We start from the raw sequence: 14,775 nt of genomic DNA, 5'->3' as shown, positions 1-14,775 counted from the left end.
AGTCTGCCAGATCCCGTCCCCCCGACCGATCATCCCTCGGTCGGGTTCCGGGTGCACCCGCTCCACCTCAGGAAGGAGTGCGCGCGGACGACGGAGCCGATGCCGTCGAGCCGCGAACCACCAGCTCAGGCATGAAGACGAACTCGGAGTGCGGGGCCGGAGTGCCCCCCACCTCCTCCAGGAGCGCGCGCACCGCGGCCTGGCCCATCGCCTGCACCGGCTGGCGGATGGTGGTCAGCGGCGGATCGGTGAACGCTATGAGCGGAGAGTCGTCGAAACCGACGACCGAGACGTCCCGGGGGACGTCGAGCCCCTGCTGGCGGGCCGCCCGGATCGCGCCGAGCGCCATCATGTCGCTCGCGCAGACGACCGCCGTGCAGCCGCGGGAGATCAGCGCCCCGGCCGCGGCCTGGCCGCCCTCCAGGGTGTAGAGGGAGTGCTGGATCAGCTCCTCGGACTCCTCGGAGGAGAGGCCGAACCGCTCCTGCATGCCCTGCTGGAAGCCCTCGATCTTGCGCAGCACCGGCACGAACCGCTTCGGCCCGACGGCGAGGCCGATCCGGGTGTGCCCGAGCGCGGCCAGGTGCGTCACGGCCAGCTTCATCGCCGCCCGGTCGTCGGGGGAGACGAACGGCGCCTGCACCTTGGGGGAGAAGCCGTTGAGGAGGACGTACGGGACGCCCTTGCCGCGCAGCTGGTCGTAGCGCGTCATGTCGGCGGTGGTGTCGGCGTGCAGCCCGGACACGAAGATGATGCCGGCGACGCCGCGCTCCACCAGCATGTCGGTGAGCTCGTCCTCGGTGGACCCGCCGGGGGTCTGGGTGGCGAGGACCGGCGTGTACCCCTGCCGGGTCAGGGCCTGCCCGATGACCTGGGCGAGGGCGGGGAAGATCGGGTTGTCCAGCTCGGGGGTGATGAGGCCGACGAGCCCCGCGCTGCGCTGGCGCAGACGCACGGGCCGCTCGTAGCCGAGCACGTCGAGCGCGGCAAGGACGGACTCGCGGGTGGCGGCGGCCACGCCCGGCTTGCCGTTGAGCACGCGGCTGACTGTGGCCTCACTGACCCCCGCCTGGGCTGCGATGTCGGAGAGCCGCGCGGTCATGAGAGTGGACTGTACCGGTCACGGGGCGTATTGCCCACCGATACCCCGAGGTCCGCCCGATGCCGTCCCGCTGCAAGGTCTTGCAGTCCTTGCGGGCTCCTTGCGGGGGCATTCATGATCGAAAAGGGACCGACTGCCCCTGTCAAGCGGCCTCCCGGCAACCTTAGGGACACGTGAATGTAACGATCGCCGTTCCTTGCAGAAAGTTCTCGCAAGCTCTTTCGGCGCGTTTTCAACCCTGTTACGTTCCTGCCAACCCGGAGCGCCGCGAGGGAGCGGTCGCATGAGGAAGGTTCAAGGCCCTCGTCTCCCCGGGATCATCGAAGGAGTTCACATGCGGCGTGGCATAGCGGCCACCGCGCTGGTCGCGGCCCTGGGCGTGACCCTGGCGGCGTGCGGCGGAAGCGACAGCGGTTCCAACGGCGGCTCGAAGGGCTCGGGCGAGCTCTCCGGCACCGTGACCTGGTGGGACACCTCCACGGTCGGCTCCGAGGACAAGGTCTTCAAGCAGGCCGCCGAGGACTTCACCAAGAAGCACCCCAAGGTCACCGTCAAGTACGTGAACGTGCCGTTCGGCGAGGCGCAGAACAAGTTCAAGAACGCCGCGCAGTCCGGCTCCGGCGCCCCCGACGTCATCCGCTCCGAGGTCGCCTGGACCCCCGACTTCGCCAGCCTCGGCTACCTCGCCCCGCTCGACGGCACCCCCGCGCTCAAGGACTCCGACGACTTCCTGAAGCAGGCCACCGCCTCGACGAAGTACAACGGCAAGACCTACGCGGTCCCGCAGGTCATCGACTCCATGGGCATCTTCTACAACAAGAAGATCTTCAAGGAGGCCGGCGTCCAGGTCCCCAAGACCATCGCCGAGCTCAAGTCCGTCTCCGCCAAGATCAAGCAGAAGACCGGCAAGACCGGCCTCTACCTGCGCGGCGACGACCCGTACTGGTTCCTCTCCTTCCTGTACGGCGAGGGCGGCGACATGGTCGACGCCGAGAAGAAGACCGTCACGATCGACGACGCCAAGGGCGTCAAGGCGCTCGCGACCGTCAAGGACCTGGTCGACTCGAAGGCGGCGATCACCGACGCCACCAACGGCTGGGACAACATGCAGGCGGCCTTCAAGGACGGCAAGGTCGCCATGATGATCAACGGCCCGTGGGCGGTCACCGACACCTACGCGGGCAAGGAGTTCGCCGACAAGGCGAACCTGGGCATCGCCCCGGTCCCGGCCGGCTCGGGCGGCCAGGGCGCCCCGCAGGGCGGCCACAACCTCGCGGTCTACGCCGGCTCCAAGAACCTGGACGCCTCGTACGCCTTCGCCGAGTACATGACCTCGGTCGAGACCCAGACGCGGATCTCCAAGGAGCTCAGCCTGCTCCCGACCCGCCAGTCCGTCTACATCAAGCCGGACATCGCGACCAACGAGATGATCAGCTTCTTCAAGCCGGTCGTCGACAAGGCCGTCGAGCGCCCCTGGATCCCGGAGGGCGGCAGCCTCTTCGAGCCGATCAAGGTCGAGTACACCAAGGTCCTCACCGGCCAGACCACCCCGGACGCCGGCGCCAAGGCGATCGGTGCCTCGTACCGCAAGCTCCTGAAGGACTGGAAGTAAGAAAGAAGGCAGGCCGGCTCATGGCTGTGGACAGTCCCAGCCAGTCGGTGGCGAAGGCCGCGGGCGACAGTGTCGCCCGCGGCCGGAGCCGCGGAACTGGTACATCGCGCCGCGCGGCGAAGCGCTCCCTCTCCACCCACTGGTACGCCTGGGCCATGGTCACCCCCGTGGTGATCGTGATCGGCGTGATCATCGGCTATCCGCTGGTCCGCGGCATCTACCTGTCGTTCACCGACGCGACCGAGAGGAACGTCGCACGGTCGATCGGCGTCAACGAGATCCCGGCCACCTACGAGTTCATCGGCCTGGACAACTACAAGGACGCGATCACCGGGAGCCAGTTCCTCGGAACCCTCGGCTGGACGATCGTCTGGACCGTGTCCTGCGTGGCCCTGACGTTCGCCCTGGGCCTCGGCCTCGCCAACATCCTGAACCGCAAGATCGCCGGCCGCTCCGTCTACCGGCTGCTGCTGATCCTGCCCTGGGCCGTCCCCGGCTTCGTCTCCGTCTTCGCCTGGCGCTTCCTCTACGACGAGCGCCGCGGCATCCTCAACCAGATCCTCGCGGGCGGCGGCATCGACGCCGTCCCGTGGCTCAACGACCCCATGTGGGCCAAGATCTCGGTCATCGCGACCAACGTCTGGCTCGGCGTCCCCTTCATGATGGTCGCCCTCCTGGGCGGGCTGCAGTCCATACCCGGCGAGCTGTACGAGGCCGCCGAGATGGACGGCGCGGGCCCCTGGCAGCGCTTCCGGCACATCACCCTGCCGGGGCTGCGGTCCGTCAGCACCACCGTGATCCTGCTGAGCACCATCTGGACCTTCAACATGTTCCCGGTGATCTTCCTGCTCACCCGGGGCGGTCCCGGCGAGGCCACCCAGATCCTCGTCACCCAGGCCTACAAGTTCTCCTTCGAGGTCAGCCCGCGCGACTTCGCCCAGTCGTCCACGTGGGGCGTGCTCATCCTGGTCCTCCTGATGGTCTTCGCCGCGTTCTACCAGCGCGTCCTCCGCAAGCAGGGAGAAGTCTGGTGACCACCACGACCCCCACCCCCCAGGCCGTGAACACCCCGATCCGCGGCCGCCGTTCGCCGCTCGCCTCGGTCGGCCTGCACGTCACGCTGATCGTGGCCTCCGTGATCGCCGTCTTCCCGGTCCTCTGGGTGCTGCTGACCTCGCTGAAGCCGGCGGCGTACGCGACCAGCACGGACTTCTTCAAGGAGACGACGCTCGAGAACTACACGAACCTGCTGAACGACACCCCGTTCCTCACCTGGTTCGGCAACTCGCTGCTCGTCGCCGGCCTCACCACCGTCGTCGGCGTGTTCATCTCCGCCACCACGGGCTACGCCGTCAGCCGCTTCCGGTTCCCCGGCAAGCGCGGCCTGATGTGGACCCTGCTCGTCACCCAGATGTTCCCGGTCGCCGTCCTGATCGTGCCGATCTACAACATCATGGCGTCGATGGGCCTGCTCAACCAGCCGGCCGGCCTGGTCATCACGTACCTGACCATCGCCGTCCCGTTCTGCGCGTGGATGATGAAGGGCTTCTTCGACACCATCCCGCGCGAGATCGACGAGTCCGGCTACGTCGACGGCCTCACCCCGTTCGGCACCTTCTGGCGGCTCATCCTGCCGCTCGCCAAGCCGGGCATCGCCGTCACCGCCTTCTACTCCTTCATCACCGCCTGGGGCGAGGTCGCCTACGCCTCCGCCTTCATGGTCGGCGACGAGAACCTCACGCTCGCCGGCGGACTGCAGAAGTTCGTCAACCAGTACGGCGCCCAGTGGGGTCCGATGGCCGCGGCCTCCGTGCTCATCGCCGTCCCCGCCGCCCTCGTGTTCCTGTTCGCCCAGCGCCACCTCGTCACCGGCATGTCCGCCGGCGCCGTCAAGGGCTGAGCGCCCCGCCATGTCCTGACGACATGTCCTTACGACCCAAGGAAGACATGACCCAGCACCTCGCCACCCCCGCCGCCGCCCCGACCACCGGCACGCACACGGGCTGGTGGAGAGACGCGGTGATCTACCAGGTCTACCCGCGCTCCTTCGCCGACGGCAACGGTGACGGCATGGGGGACCTGGAGGGCGTCCGCAGCCGGCTGCCGTACCTCAAGAGGCTCGGCGTCGACGCCGTCTGGCTCTCCCCGTTCTACGCCTCGCCGCAGGCCGACGCCGGCTACGACGTCGCCGACTACCGGGCCATCGACCCCATGTTCGGCACGCTCCTCGACGCCGACGCCCTGATCCGCGAGGCCCACGAACTGGGCCTGCGCATCATCGTCGACCTCGTCCCCAACCACTCCTCCGACCAGCACGAGTGGTTCCAGCGCGCCCTGCGCGAGGGCCCCGGGTCGGTGCTCCGCGAGCGCTACCACTTCCGCCCCGGCCAGGGCCAGAACGGCGAACTCCCGCCCAACGACTGGGAGTCCATCTTCGGCGGCCCCGCCTGGACCCGTACGGAGAACCCGGACGGCACCCCCGGCGACTGGTACCTCCACCTCTTCGCCCCCGAGCAGCCCGACTTCAACTGGGAACACCCCGCCGTCCGCGACGAGTTCCGCTCCATCCTGCGCTTCTGGCTCGACATGGGCGTCGACGGCTTCCGCGTCGACGTCGCCCACGGCCTCGTCAAGGCCGCCGGACTGCCCGACATCGGCTCCCACGACCAGCTCAAGCTGCTCGGCAACGACGTCATGCCCTTCTTCGACCAGGACGGCGTCCACGAGATCTACCGCTCCTGGCGGCAGATCCTCGCCGAGTACGACGGCGAGCGCATCCTCGTCGCCGAGGCCTGGACCCCCACCGTCGACCGCACCGCGAACTACGTGCGCCCCGACGAGATGCACCAGGCCTTCAACTTCCAGTACCTCGGCACCCACTGGGACGCCGCCGAGCTCCGTACCGTCATCGACGCCTCGCTCGACGCGATGCGCCCGGTCGGCGCCCCCACCACCTGGGTCCTCTCCAACCACGACGTCACCCGGCACGCCACCCGCTTCGCCAACCCGGCGGGCCTCGGCACCCAGCTCCGCGAGGCCGGCGACCGCGAGCTCGGCCTGCGCCGCGCCCGCGCCGCGACCCTCCTCATGCTGGCCCTGCCCGGCTCCGCGTACGTCTACCAGGGCGAGGAGCTCGGCCTCCCGGACGTCACCGACCTGCCCGACGAGGTCCGCCAGGACCCGTCGTTCTGGCGGGCCAGCGGCCAGGACGGCTTCCGCGACGGCTGCCGCGTGCCGATCCCGTGGACCGTCGAGGGCTCCTCGTACGGCTTCGGCGACGGCGGCTCCTGGCTGCCGCAGCCCGCGACCTGGAGCGCCCTGAGCGTCGAGGCGCAGACCGGCGACCCCGGCTCCACCCTGGAGCTCTACCGCAGCGCCCTCGCCGTCCGGCGCGAGCGCCCCGAACTCGGTGCGGGCGACGCCGTCGAGTGGCTGGAGGCACCCGAGGGTGTGCTCTCCTTCCGCCGCGACGGCTTCGTCTGCACCGCCAACACCACCGGCCGGGCCATCACCGTCCCGCTGCCCGGCCGGTATCTGCTCGCCAGCGAGGAGGTGGACAGCTCCGCCGTGGAGGGGACGGTGGAGCTGCCCGCCGACACCACCGTCTGGTGGGCGGCGTGACGATCCCCCTGCCGCGGGGTGCCGGGAACGGCGCCCCGCGGCTCGCGGACATCGCGGCCCAGTCCGGGGTCAGCGAGGCCACCGTCAGCCGTGTCCTCAACGGCAAGGCGGGGGTGGCCGGCGCGACCCGGCACAAGGTGCTCGCGGCGCTCGACGTGCTCGGCTACGAGCGTCCCGTACGGCTCAAACGCCGCAGCGCGGGCCTCGTCGGGCTCGTCGTGCCCGAGCTGACCAACCCGATCTTCCCGGCCTTCGCCCAGGTCGTCGAACAGGTCCTCGCCGGGCACGGCTACACCCCGGTGCTCTGCACCCAGATGCCCGGCGGCGCCACCGAGGACGAACTCGTCGACCAGCTCGTGGAGCGCGGGGTCGCCGGCATCGTCTTCCTCTCCGGGCTGCACGCGGACGCCACCGCCGACCCCGCGCGCTACGCCCGGCTGACCGAGCGCGGCGTCCCGTACGTCCTCATCAACGGCTACAACGAGCACATCGACGCCAACTTCGTCTCCCCGGACGACCGGGCCGCGGCCCGGATGGCCGTCCGGCACCTGGTCGAGCTCGGCCACGAGCGGATCGGCCTCGCCATCGGCCCCACCCGGTACGTGCCCTCGCGCCGCAAGGCCGAGGGCTTCACCGCCGAGCTGTACGAACTCCTCGGCATCGAGCGGGACGAGGCCGAACGGTTCATCAGGCCCACCCTGTTCGGCGTCGAGGGCGGTCACGCGGCCGCCGACATCCTGCTCCGCGAGGGCTGCACGGGCATCGTCTGCGGCTCCGACCTGATGGCGCTCGGTGTCATCCGCGCGGTGCGCGCCCGCGGCCTCGACGTGCCCGGCGACGTCTCCGTCGTCGGCTTCGACGACTCGCCGCTGATCGCCTTCACCAGCCCGCCGCTGTCCACCGTGCGCCAGCCCGTTCAGGCCATGGCGACGGCGGCCGTCGGCGCGCTCCTGGAGGAGATCGAGGGGAACCCGGTGCAGCGCACGGAGTTCGTCTTCCAGCCCGAACTCGTCGTGCGCGGTTCCACGGCGCAGCCGCCCGGCCGGCTTCCGCAAGTCCTTTCGTAACAAGTTGCGTTCGGGCGCCCGGAGGGTTGACCGGGCGCCGGGGCGCTCGTACGGTCACGGCTGAAAACAGTTGCTGAAGTTTTCGGCAACTTCTTGCGACAGTGAAGTCAGCAGGAGGAAGACATGGCGAGAAAGACCGTGGCCGCTGCACTCGCCCTCGTGGCGGGAGCCGCTGTGGCCGTCACGGGCAACGTCCCGGCGCAGGCCGCCCCGCCCGGCGAGAAGGACGTCACCGCGGTGATGTTCGAGTGGAACTTCGCCTCGGTCGCCCGCGAGTGCACCGAGCGCCTCGGCCCCGCCGGATACGGATACGTCCAGGTGTCCCCGCCCCAGGAGCACCTCCAGGGCAGCCAGTGGTGGACCTCGTACCAGCCGGTCAGCTACAAGATCGCCGGACGTCTCGGCGACCGCACCGCCTTCAAGAACATGATCGACACCTGTCACGCGGCGGGCGTGAAGGTCGTCGCCGACTCCGTCGTCAACCACATGGCGAACGGATCGGGCACGGGAACGGGCGGGACCCCGTTCTCCAAGTACGACTACCCCGGCCTCTACTCGGGCGCGGACATGGACGACTGCCGCGCCGCGATCTCCAACTACCAGGACCGGGCGAACGTCCAGAACTGCGAGCTGGTCCAGCTCCCGGACCTCGACACGGGCGAGGACTACGTCCGCGGGAAGATAGCGGGCTACCTCAACGACCTGCTCTCCCTCGGCGTCGACGGCTTCCGGATCGACGCCGCCAAGCACATGCCGGCCGCCGACCTCGCGAACATCAAGTCCCGCCTGACGAATCCTTCCGTCTACTGGAAGCAGGAGGCGATCTACGGCGCGGGCGAGGCCGTCCAGCCGAGCGAGTACCTCGGCAACGGCGACGTCCAGGAGTTCCGCTACGCCCGCGACCTCAAGCGGGTCCTGCAGAACGAGAAGCTCGCCTACCTCAAGAACTTCGGCGAGGCCTGGGGCTACATGCCCTCCGGCCAGTCCGGCGTCTTCGTCGACAACCACGACACCGAGCGCGGCGGCGACACCCTCAACTACAAGGACGGCGCGAACTACACCCTCGCCTCGGTCTTCATGCTCGCCTGGCCCTACGGCTCCCCGGACGTCCACTCCGGCTACGAGTGGACCGACAAGGACGCGGGCCCGCCGAACAACGGCCAGGTGAACGCCTGCTACAGCGACGGCTGGAAGTGCCAGCACGCCTGGCGCGAGATCTCCTCCATGGTGGCCTTCCGCAACACCGCCCGCGGGCAGGCCGTCACTGACTGGTGGGACAACGGCGGCAACGCGATCGCGTTCGGCCGCGGTGCCAAGGCGTACGTGGCGATCAACCACGAGTCCTCGGCCCTGACCCGCACCTTCCAGACCTCCCTCGCCGCCGGCACCTACTGCGACGTGCAGTCGAACACCGCCGTGACAGTCGACTCCGCCGGCCGGTTCACGGCCACCCTCGCCGCGAACACGGCCCTCGCCCTGCACACCGGGGCGATGACCTGCGGGACCCAGCCGGCCACCTCCGGCGCCTCCTTCAACGTGACCGCCACCACGGTCACCGGCCAGAACATCTACGTCACCGGCAACCGCGCCGAACTCGGCAACTGGGCCCCCGCCGCCGCCCTCAAGCTCGACCCGGCCGCGTACCCCGTCTGGAAGCTGACGGTGTCCCTGCCCGCCGGCACGGCCTTCGAGTACAAGTACATCCGCAAGGACGCGGCCGGAAACGTGACCTGGGAGTCCGGCGTCAACCGCACGGCAACGGTCCCGTCGTCGGGCCAGCTCGTCCTCAACGACACCTTCCGTAACTGAGCCTCCCCCACGCAAGGGCCGCCCCGCCGGGGCGGCCCTCTCTTCCCGTACCTCCAGGGAGCACCCCCGTGATACGCAAGAGAACGGCGGTCGCGCTGGCCGCCGCGCTGTGCGCCGCCCTCGTGCCCGCCGTCCCCGCGACGGCCACCGCCGCCGCCCAGGCCCCCGCCCCGCCCTCCGACCAGGCCCTCGCCGCCCAGCCCGCCCGGCAGGACCTCACCCGCGAGCAGTTCTACTTCGTCCTGCCCGACCGCTTCGCCGACGGCGACGCCTCCAACGACCGGGGCGGCCTCACCGGCAGCCGTACCGCGACCGGTTTCGACCCCACCGACAAGGGCTTCTACCAGGGCGGCGACCTCAAGGGCCTCACCGAGCGGCTCGACTACATCAAGGGCCTCGGCACCACCGCCATCTGGATGGCGCCGATCTTCAAGAACCGGCCCGTGCAGGGCACCGGCAAGGACGCCAGCGCCGGGTATCACGGGTACTGGATCACCGACTTCACCCAGGTCGACCCGCACTTCGGGACCAACGAGGACCTGAAGAGGCTGATCGCCGCCGCCCACGCCAAGGGCATGAAGGTCTTCTTCGACGTCATCACCAACCACACCGCCGACACCGTCGACTACGCCGAGAAGAAGTACGGCTACCGCCCCAAGGGCGCCTACCCGTACCTCGACGCCTCTGGCCGCCCCTTCGACGACCGGACGAAGATCGGCAAGGTGGACGCGGACTCGTTCCCGTACACGCCGACCACGACCGGCGGCAAGGTCCCGTCCTGGCTCAACGACCCCACGATGTACCACAACCGGGGCGACTCCACCTGGGTCGGCGAGTCCGCCGAGTACGGCGACTTCGTCGGCCTCGACGACCTGTGGACCGAGCGCCCCGAGGTCGTCGAGGGCATGAAGCGGATCTACGAGAAGTGGGTCCGCGACTTCGACATCGACGGCTTCCGCATCGACACCGTCAAGCACGTCGACCTGGACTTCTGGACCCAGTGGGCCACCGCCCTCGACGCGTACGCGAAGAAGCGGGGCCGCGAGGACTTCTTCATGTTCGGCGAGGTGTACTCCGCCGACACCGCCGTCACCTCCCCGTACGTCACCCGGGGCCGGCTCGACGCCACCCTCGACTTCCCCTTCCAGGACGCCGCCCGCGCCTTCGCCTCCCAGGGCGCCGGCGCCGACCGCCTCGCCAAGGTCTTCGCCGAGGACTACCGGTACACCACCGACAAGGCCAACGCCTACGAGCAGGTGACCTTCCTCGGCAACCACGACATGGGCCGCATCGGCACCTTCCTGAAGCAGGACAACCCGAACGCCTCCGACGAGGAGCTCGTCCGCCGCGACCGCCTCGCCAACGAGCTGATGTTCCTCTCCCGGGGCAACCCGGTGATCTACTACGGCGACGAGCAGGGCTTCACCGGAGCCGGCGGCGACAAGGACGCCCGCCAGACCCTCTTCGCCTCGAAGACCGCCGACTACCTCGACGACGACCAACTCGGCACCGACCGCACCCACGCCACCGACGCGTACGACACCACGCACCCCCTCTACCGCTCGATCGCCGCCCTGTCGAAGCTCACCCGGGAGAACCCGGCCCTCCGCGACGGCGTCCAGCAGGAGCGGTACGCCGAGGGCTCCGTCTACGCCTTCACCCGCACCGACCCGAAGACCCGGACCGAGTACCTGGTCGCCGTCAACGGCGCCACCGAGCCGAAGACCGTCACCGTCCCCGTCGACTCCGCCGGCTTCCGCACCCTGTACGGGGGTCAGGGCGCCGTCACCGCGAACGACGGCAAGGTCACCGTCACCGTCCCCGCCCTCTCCTCCCTCGTCCTCAAGGCGGCCGCCCCGCTGCCCGCCCCCGCGACGAAGCCCACCGTCTCCCTGAAGGCCCCGGCCGCCGGCTCCACCGGCACCGTCGAGCTCACCGCCGACGTCACCGGCGGCGGCCTGAACCGGGTCGTGTTCGCCGCCCAGGCCGGCGACGGCCGCTGGCAGACCCTCGGCACCGCCGACCACGCCCCCTACAAGGTCACCCAGCACATCACCGCCCCCGCCGGCACCGCCCTGCGCTACAAGGCCGTCGTCGTCGACAGCGCCGGCCGCACCGCGAGCGCCCTCGCCGCCACCACGGCCGGCGCGCCCCCGGCCCCCGAGAAGCCGGTCGCCGTCGAGCGGGCGTACGCCGTCGTCCACTACAAGCGCCAGGACGGGAACTACGACGGCTGGAAGCTGAGGACCGACGGCCAGGAAGCCGCCTTCACCGGACGGGACGCCTTCGGCGCCTTCGCCTGGGTCAAGGTCCCCGAGGGCGCCTCCACCGTCCCGTACACCGTCGAGAAGGACGGCACCGCCGACGGCCCGCAGCGCGGCATCACCCTCGGCCGCACCGGCGAGGTCTGGATCACGCAGGGCGCCGAAGGACAGTCCGACACCGACCCGGCCCCGGCCGCCCAGGACAGGACGAAGGCCGTCATCCACTACCGGCGGGCCGACGGGAACTACGACGGCTGGGGCCTCCACACCTGGACCGGCGCCGCCCAGCCCACCGACTGGTCCAAGCCCCTCATGCCCGTCCGCGTCGACGCGTACGGCGCGGTCTACGAGGTCCCGCTGACCGACGGCGCGAGCTCCCTCTCGTACATCCTCCACAAGGGCGACGAGAAGGACCTGCCCACCGACCAGTCCCTCGACCTCGGCACCTACGGCCACGAGGTCTGGCTCCTCTCCGGACAGCCCAAGTACCTCCTGCCGACCACCGGCGGCGCCCCGAACCTCGACCTCGGCAAGGCCGAGGCCCAGTGGATCGACCGGAACACCGTCGTCTGGAAGGTGAAGACCACCGACGCCACCAGCCAGCAGCTGGTGTACGCGAAGGACGGCGGGATCACCGTCACCGACGGCGCCCTGAGCGACGAGGGCCGCTGGCTCCGGCTCACGCCCTCGTCCATGACCGACGCCCAGAAGGCGAAGTTCCCGCACCTCAAGGACTACCCGGCCTTCACCGTCGACCCGCGCGACGCCGACCGGGTCAGGGACTCCCTGCGCGGCCAGCTCATCGCCACCCAGCGCGCCGCCAACGGCGCCCTGCTCGCCGCCACCGGCGTCCAGACCGCCGGCATCCTCGACGACCTGTACGCCGCGAAGGCCACCACGGCCGCGCTCGGCCCCGTCTTCCGCGCCGGCCGCCCCACCCTCTCCCTGTGGGCGCCCACCGCGCAGACCGTCGCCCTCGAACTCGACGGCAGGACCGTGCCCATGCGGCGCGACCCCGCCTCCGGCGTCTGGTCCGTCACCGGCCCGGCGACCTGGACGGGCAAGCCGTACCGGTACGTCGTGAAGGTCTGGGCCCCGAGTGTGCAGAAGGTCGTCGAGAACCGGGTCACCGACCCCTACTCCACCGCCCTCACCACCGACTCCGCCCGCAGCCTCGTCGTCGACCTCACCGACCCGAAGCTCGCCCCCGCCGGCTGGAAGACCCTGAAGAAGCCCGCCGCCGTACCGCTGCGCGACGCCCAGATCCAGGAACTCCACATCCGGGACTTCTCGATCGCCGACCCCACCGCGAAGGCCGGCCACCAGGGCACCTACCTCGCCTTCACCGACAAGGACAGCAAGGGATCGGAGCACCTGAAGGCGCTCGCCGCCTCCGGCACCTCCTACGTCCACCTCCTCCCCGCCTTCGACCTCGGCACCGTCCCCGAGAAGAAGTCCGACCAGACCACGCCCGCCTGCGACCTGAAGGTCTACGCCCCCGACTCCGAGGAGCAGCAGGCCTGCGTCACCGCCGCCGCGGCCGAGGACGCCTACAACTGGGGCTACGACCCCCTGCACTACACCGTCCCCGAGGGCTCCTACGCCACCGACCCGAACGGCACCCGCCGCACGGTCGAGTTCCGGCAGATGGTCCAGGCCCTCAACGGCGACGGACTGCGCACCGTCATGGACGTCGTCTACAACCACACCGTCGCCGCCGGACAGAACGACAAGTCGATCCTCGACCGGATCGTCCCCGGCTACTACCAGCGCCTCCAGGCCGACGGCTCCGTCGCCACCTCCACCTGCTGCGCCAACACCGCGCCCGAGAACGCCATGATGGGCAAGCTCGTCGTCGACTCGGTCGTCACCTGGGCCAGGCAGTACAAGGTCGACGGCTTCCGCTTCGACCTCATGGGCCACCACCCCAAGGCCAACATCCTCGCCGTACGGGCGGCACTCGACGCGCTGACCGTCGAGAAGGACGGCGTCGACGGCAAGGCGATCGTCCTCTACGGCGAGGGCTGGAACTTCGGCGAGATCGCGGACGACGCCCGCTTCGTCCAGGCCACCCAGAAGAACATGGCCGGCACCGGCATCGCGACCTTCTCCGACCGGGCCCGCGACGCCGTCCGCGGCGGCGGCCCCTTCGACGGGGACCCCGGCATCCAGGGCTTCGCCTCCGGCCTCTACACCGACCCGAACGGCTCGGCCGCCAACGGGACCCCGGCCGAGCAGAAGGCCCGCCTCCTGCACTACCAGGACCTCATCAAGGTCGGCCTGACCGGCAACCTCGCCGACTACCGCTTCACCGACACCTCGGGCCGTACGGTCAAGGGCAGCCAGGTCGACTACAACGGCGCCCCCGCCGGATACGCGGCGGCCCCCGGCGACGCCCTCGCCTACGCCGACGCCCACGACAACGAGTCCCTGTACGACGCGCTCGCCTTCAAGCTGCCCGCCGGCACCTCCCCGGCCGACCGCGCCCGCATGCAGGTCCTCGCCATGGCGACGGCCACCCTCTCTCAGGGCCCGTCCCTCTCCCAGGCCGGCTCGGACCTGCTGCGCTCCAAGTCCCTGGACCGCAACTCCTTCGACAGCGGCGACTGGTACAACGCCATCCACTGGGACTGCCGCGACGGCAACGGCTTCGGCCGCGGCCTGCCCCCGGCCGCCGACAACCAGGCCAAGTGGTCCTACGGCAAGCCGCTGCTCGTGAACCCGTCCCTCACGGTCGGCTGCGCCCAGATCGACGGCGCCTCCGCCGCCTACCGGGACCTCCAGAAGATCCGTACCACCGAGCCGGTCTTCTCCCTGGCCACGGCGGACCGGGTGCAGGAGGCCCTGTCCTTCCCGCTCTCCGGCCCCGACGAGACCCCGGGCGTCCTCACCATGCGCCTCGGTGACCTCGTCGTCGTCCTCAACGCGACCCCGGACGGCACCGCGCAGAAGATCGCCGACCTCGCCGGAAAGGGCTACCGCCTGCACCCGGTCCAGGCGGGCGGCTCGGACGCGGTGGTGAAGTCGGCCGCGTACGAGCAGTCCACGGGCACCTTCACGGTCCCGGCACGGACGGTGGCGGTGTTCAAGGCCGGGTGAGCGGCCGCTCCATCAGCGTGACCCCGTACCGGGTCCCGTCGGCGGCGAGCCGAGGGCGGACCCGCCCCTGCGGGCAGTCGTTCTGCTGGGGCGGGGGGCCCCCCCCTTTTTGTCCCCCCACCCCCCCCTCGGTCGGGGGGAGTCTTTTCCCGTCGGCGAACTTCACTCCGTCCGACGTAGTCAGGTACCACACGCCCCCCC

General features: G+C 70.4%; 8 protein-coding genes. 7 read left to right on the top strand and 1 reads right to left on the bottom strand.

The annotated features are described in order from the left end of the window. Positions 1-67: 67 nt before the first annotated feature. Positions 68-1,102, bottom strand: a complete 1,035-nt coding sequence (locus ACZ7HT_RS00355; RefSeq protein ID WP_471158169.1) for a LacI family DNA-binding transcriptional regulator — start codon at positions 1,100-1,102, stop codon at positions 68-70. A gap of 334 nt (positions 1,103-1,436) precedes the next feature. Here ACZ7HT_RS00355 and ACZ7HT_RS00350 point away from each other — a divergent pair, with 334 nt between their 5' ends. The 7 genes from ACZ7HT_RS00350 to pulA all read left to right on the top strand — a co-directional run bounded on the left by ACZ7HT_RS00350 (position 1,437) and on the right by pulA (position 14,574). Beyond that, positions 1,437-2,714: an extracellular solute-binding protein gene (locus tag ACZ7HT_RS00350; RefSeq protein ID WP_471158167.1), complete on the top strand. Its 1,278-nt coding sequence runs from the start codon at positions 1,437-1,439 to the stop codon at positions 2,712-2,714. A gap of 20 nt (positions 2,715-2,734) precedes the next feature. Then, on the top strand, positions 2,735-3,748 hold the full coding sequence (locus ACZ7HT_RS00345) for a carbohydrate ABC transporter permease (RefSeq protein ID WP_471158165.1): 1,014 nt from the start codon (positions 2,735-2,737) through the stop codon (positions 3,746-3,748). Next, complete coding sequence (locus ACZ7HT_RS00340; protein ID WP_471159008.1) at positions 3,742-4,614, top strand: sugar ABC transporter permease; 873 nt, start codon at positions 3,742-3,744, stop codon at positions 4,612-4,614. Before ACZ7HT_RS00345 ends, ACZ7HT_RS00340 begins: the two co-directional genes overlap by 7 nt. A 47-nt stretch (positions 4,615-4,661) precedes the next feature. Beyond that, the gene (locus tag ACZ7HT_RS00335; protein WP_471158163.1) at positions 4,662-6,335 is read left to right on the top strand and encodes a glycoside hydrolase family 13 protein; all 1,674 of its coding nucleotides are present in this window, start codon (positions 4,662-4,664) and stop codon (positions 6,333-6,335) included. Next, complete coding sequence (locus tag ACZ7HT_RS00330; RefSeq protein ID WP_471158162.1) at positions 6,323-7,402, top strand: LacI family DNA-binding transcriptional regulator; 1,080 nt, start codon at positions 6,323-6,325, stop codon at positions 7,400-7,402. Before ACZ7HT_RS00335 ends, ACZ7HT_RS00330 begins: the two co-directional genes overlap by 13 nt. Before the next feature lie 123 nt (positions 7,403-7,525). Further along, entirely contained in the window at positions 7,526-9,211 is a 1,686-nt protein-coding gene (locus ACZ7HT_RS00325; RefSeq protein ID WP_471158161.1) for a carbohydrate-binding module family 20 domain-containing protein, read from the top strand. A 68-nt stretch (positions 9,212-9,279) separates the two neighbouring features. Beyond that, positions 9,280-14,574 (top strand): pullulanase-type alpha-1,6-glucosidase, encoded by a 5,295-nt coding sequence (gene pulA, locus ACZ7HT_RS00320; protein WP_471158159.1) that lies wholly within the window; start codon positions 9,280-9,282, stop codon positions 14,572-14,574. Positions 14,575-14,775: the final 201 nt, after the last annotated feature.

The organism is Streptomyces sp. NPDC037410 (assembly GCF_055602235.1).
Note: the sequence above shows the minus strand (reverse complement) of the source record. Positions and strands in the feature narration are given on the sequence as shown.

Coding starts and splice junctions, on each gene's coding strand:
- ACZ7HT_RS00355 (WP_471158169.1), bottom strand. CDS start 1,102: ATGACCGCGCGGCTCTCCGACATCGCAGCCCAGGCGGGGGTCAGTGAG.
- ACZ7HT_RS00350 (WP_471158167.1), top strand. CDS start 1,437: ATGCGGCGTGGCATAGCGGCCACCGCGCTGGTCGCGGCCCTGGGCGTG.
- ACZ7HT_RS00345 (WP_471158165.1), top strand. CDS start 2,735: ATGGCTGTGGACAGTCCCAGCCAGTCGGTGGCGAAGGCCGCGGGCGAC.
- ACZ7HT_RS00335 (WP_471158163.1), top strand. CDS start 4,662: ATGACCCAGCACCTCGCCACCCCCGCCGCCGCCCCGACCACCGGCACG.
- ACZ7HT_RS00325 (WP_471158161.1), top strand. CDS start 7,526: ATGGCGAGAAAGACCGTGGCCGCTGCACTCGCCCTCGTGGCGGGAGCC.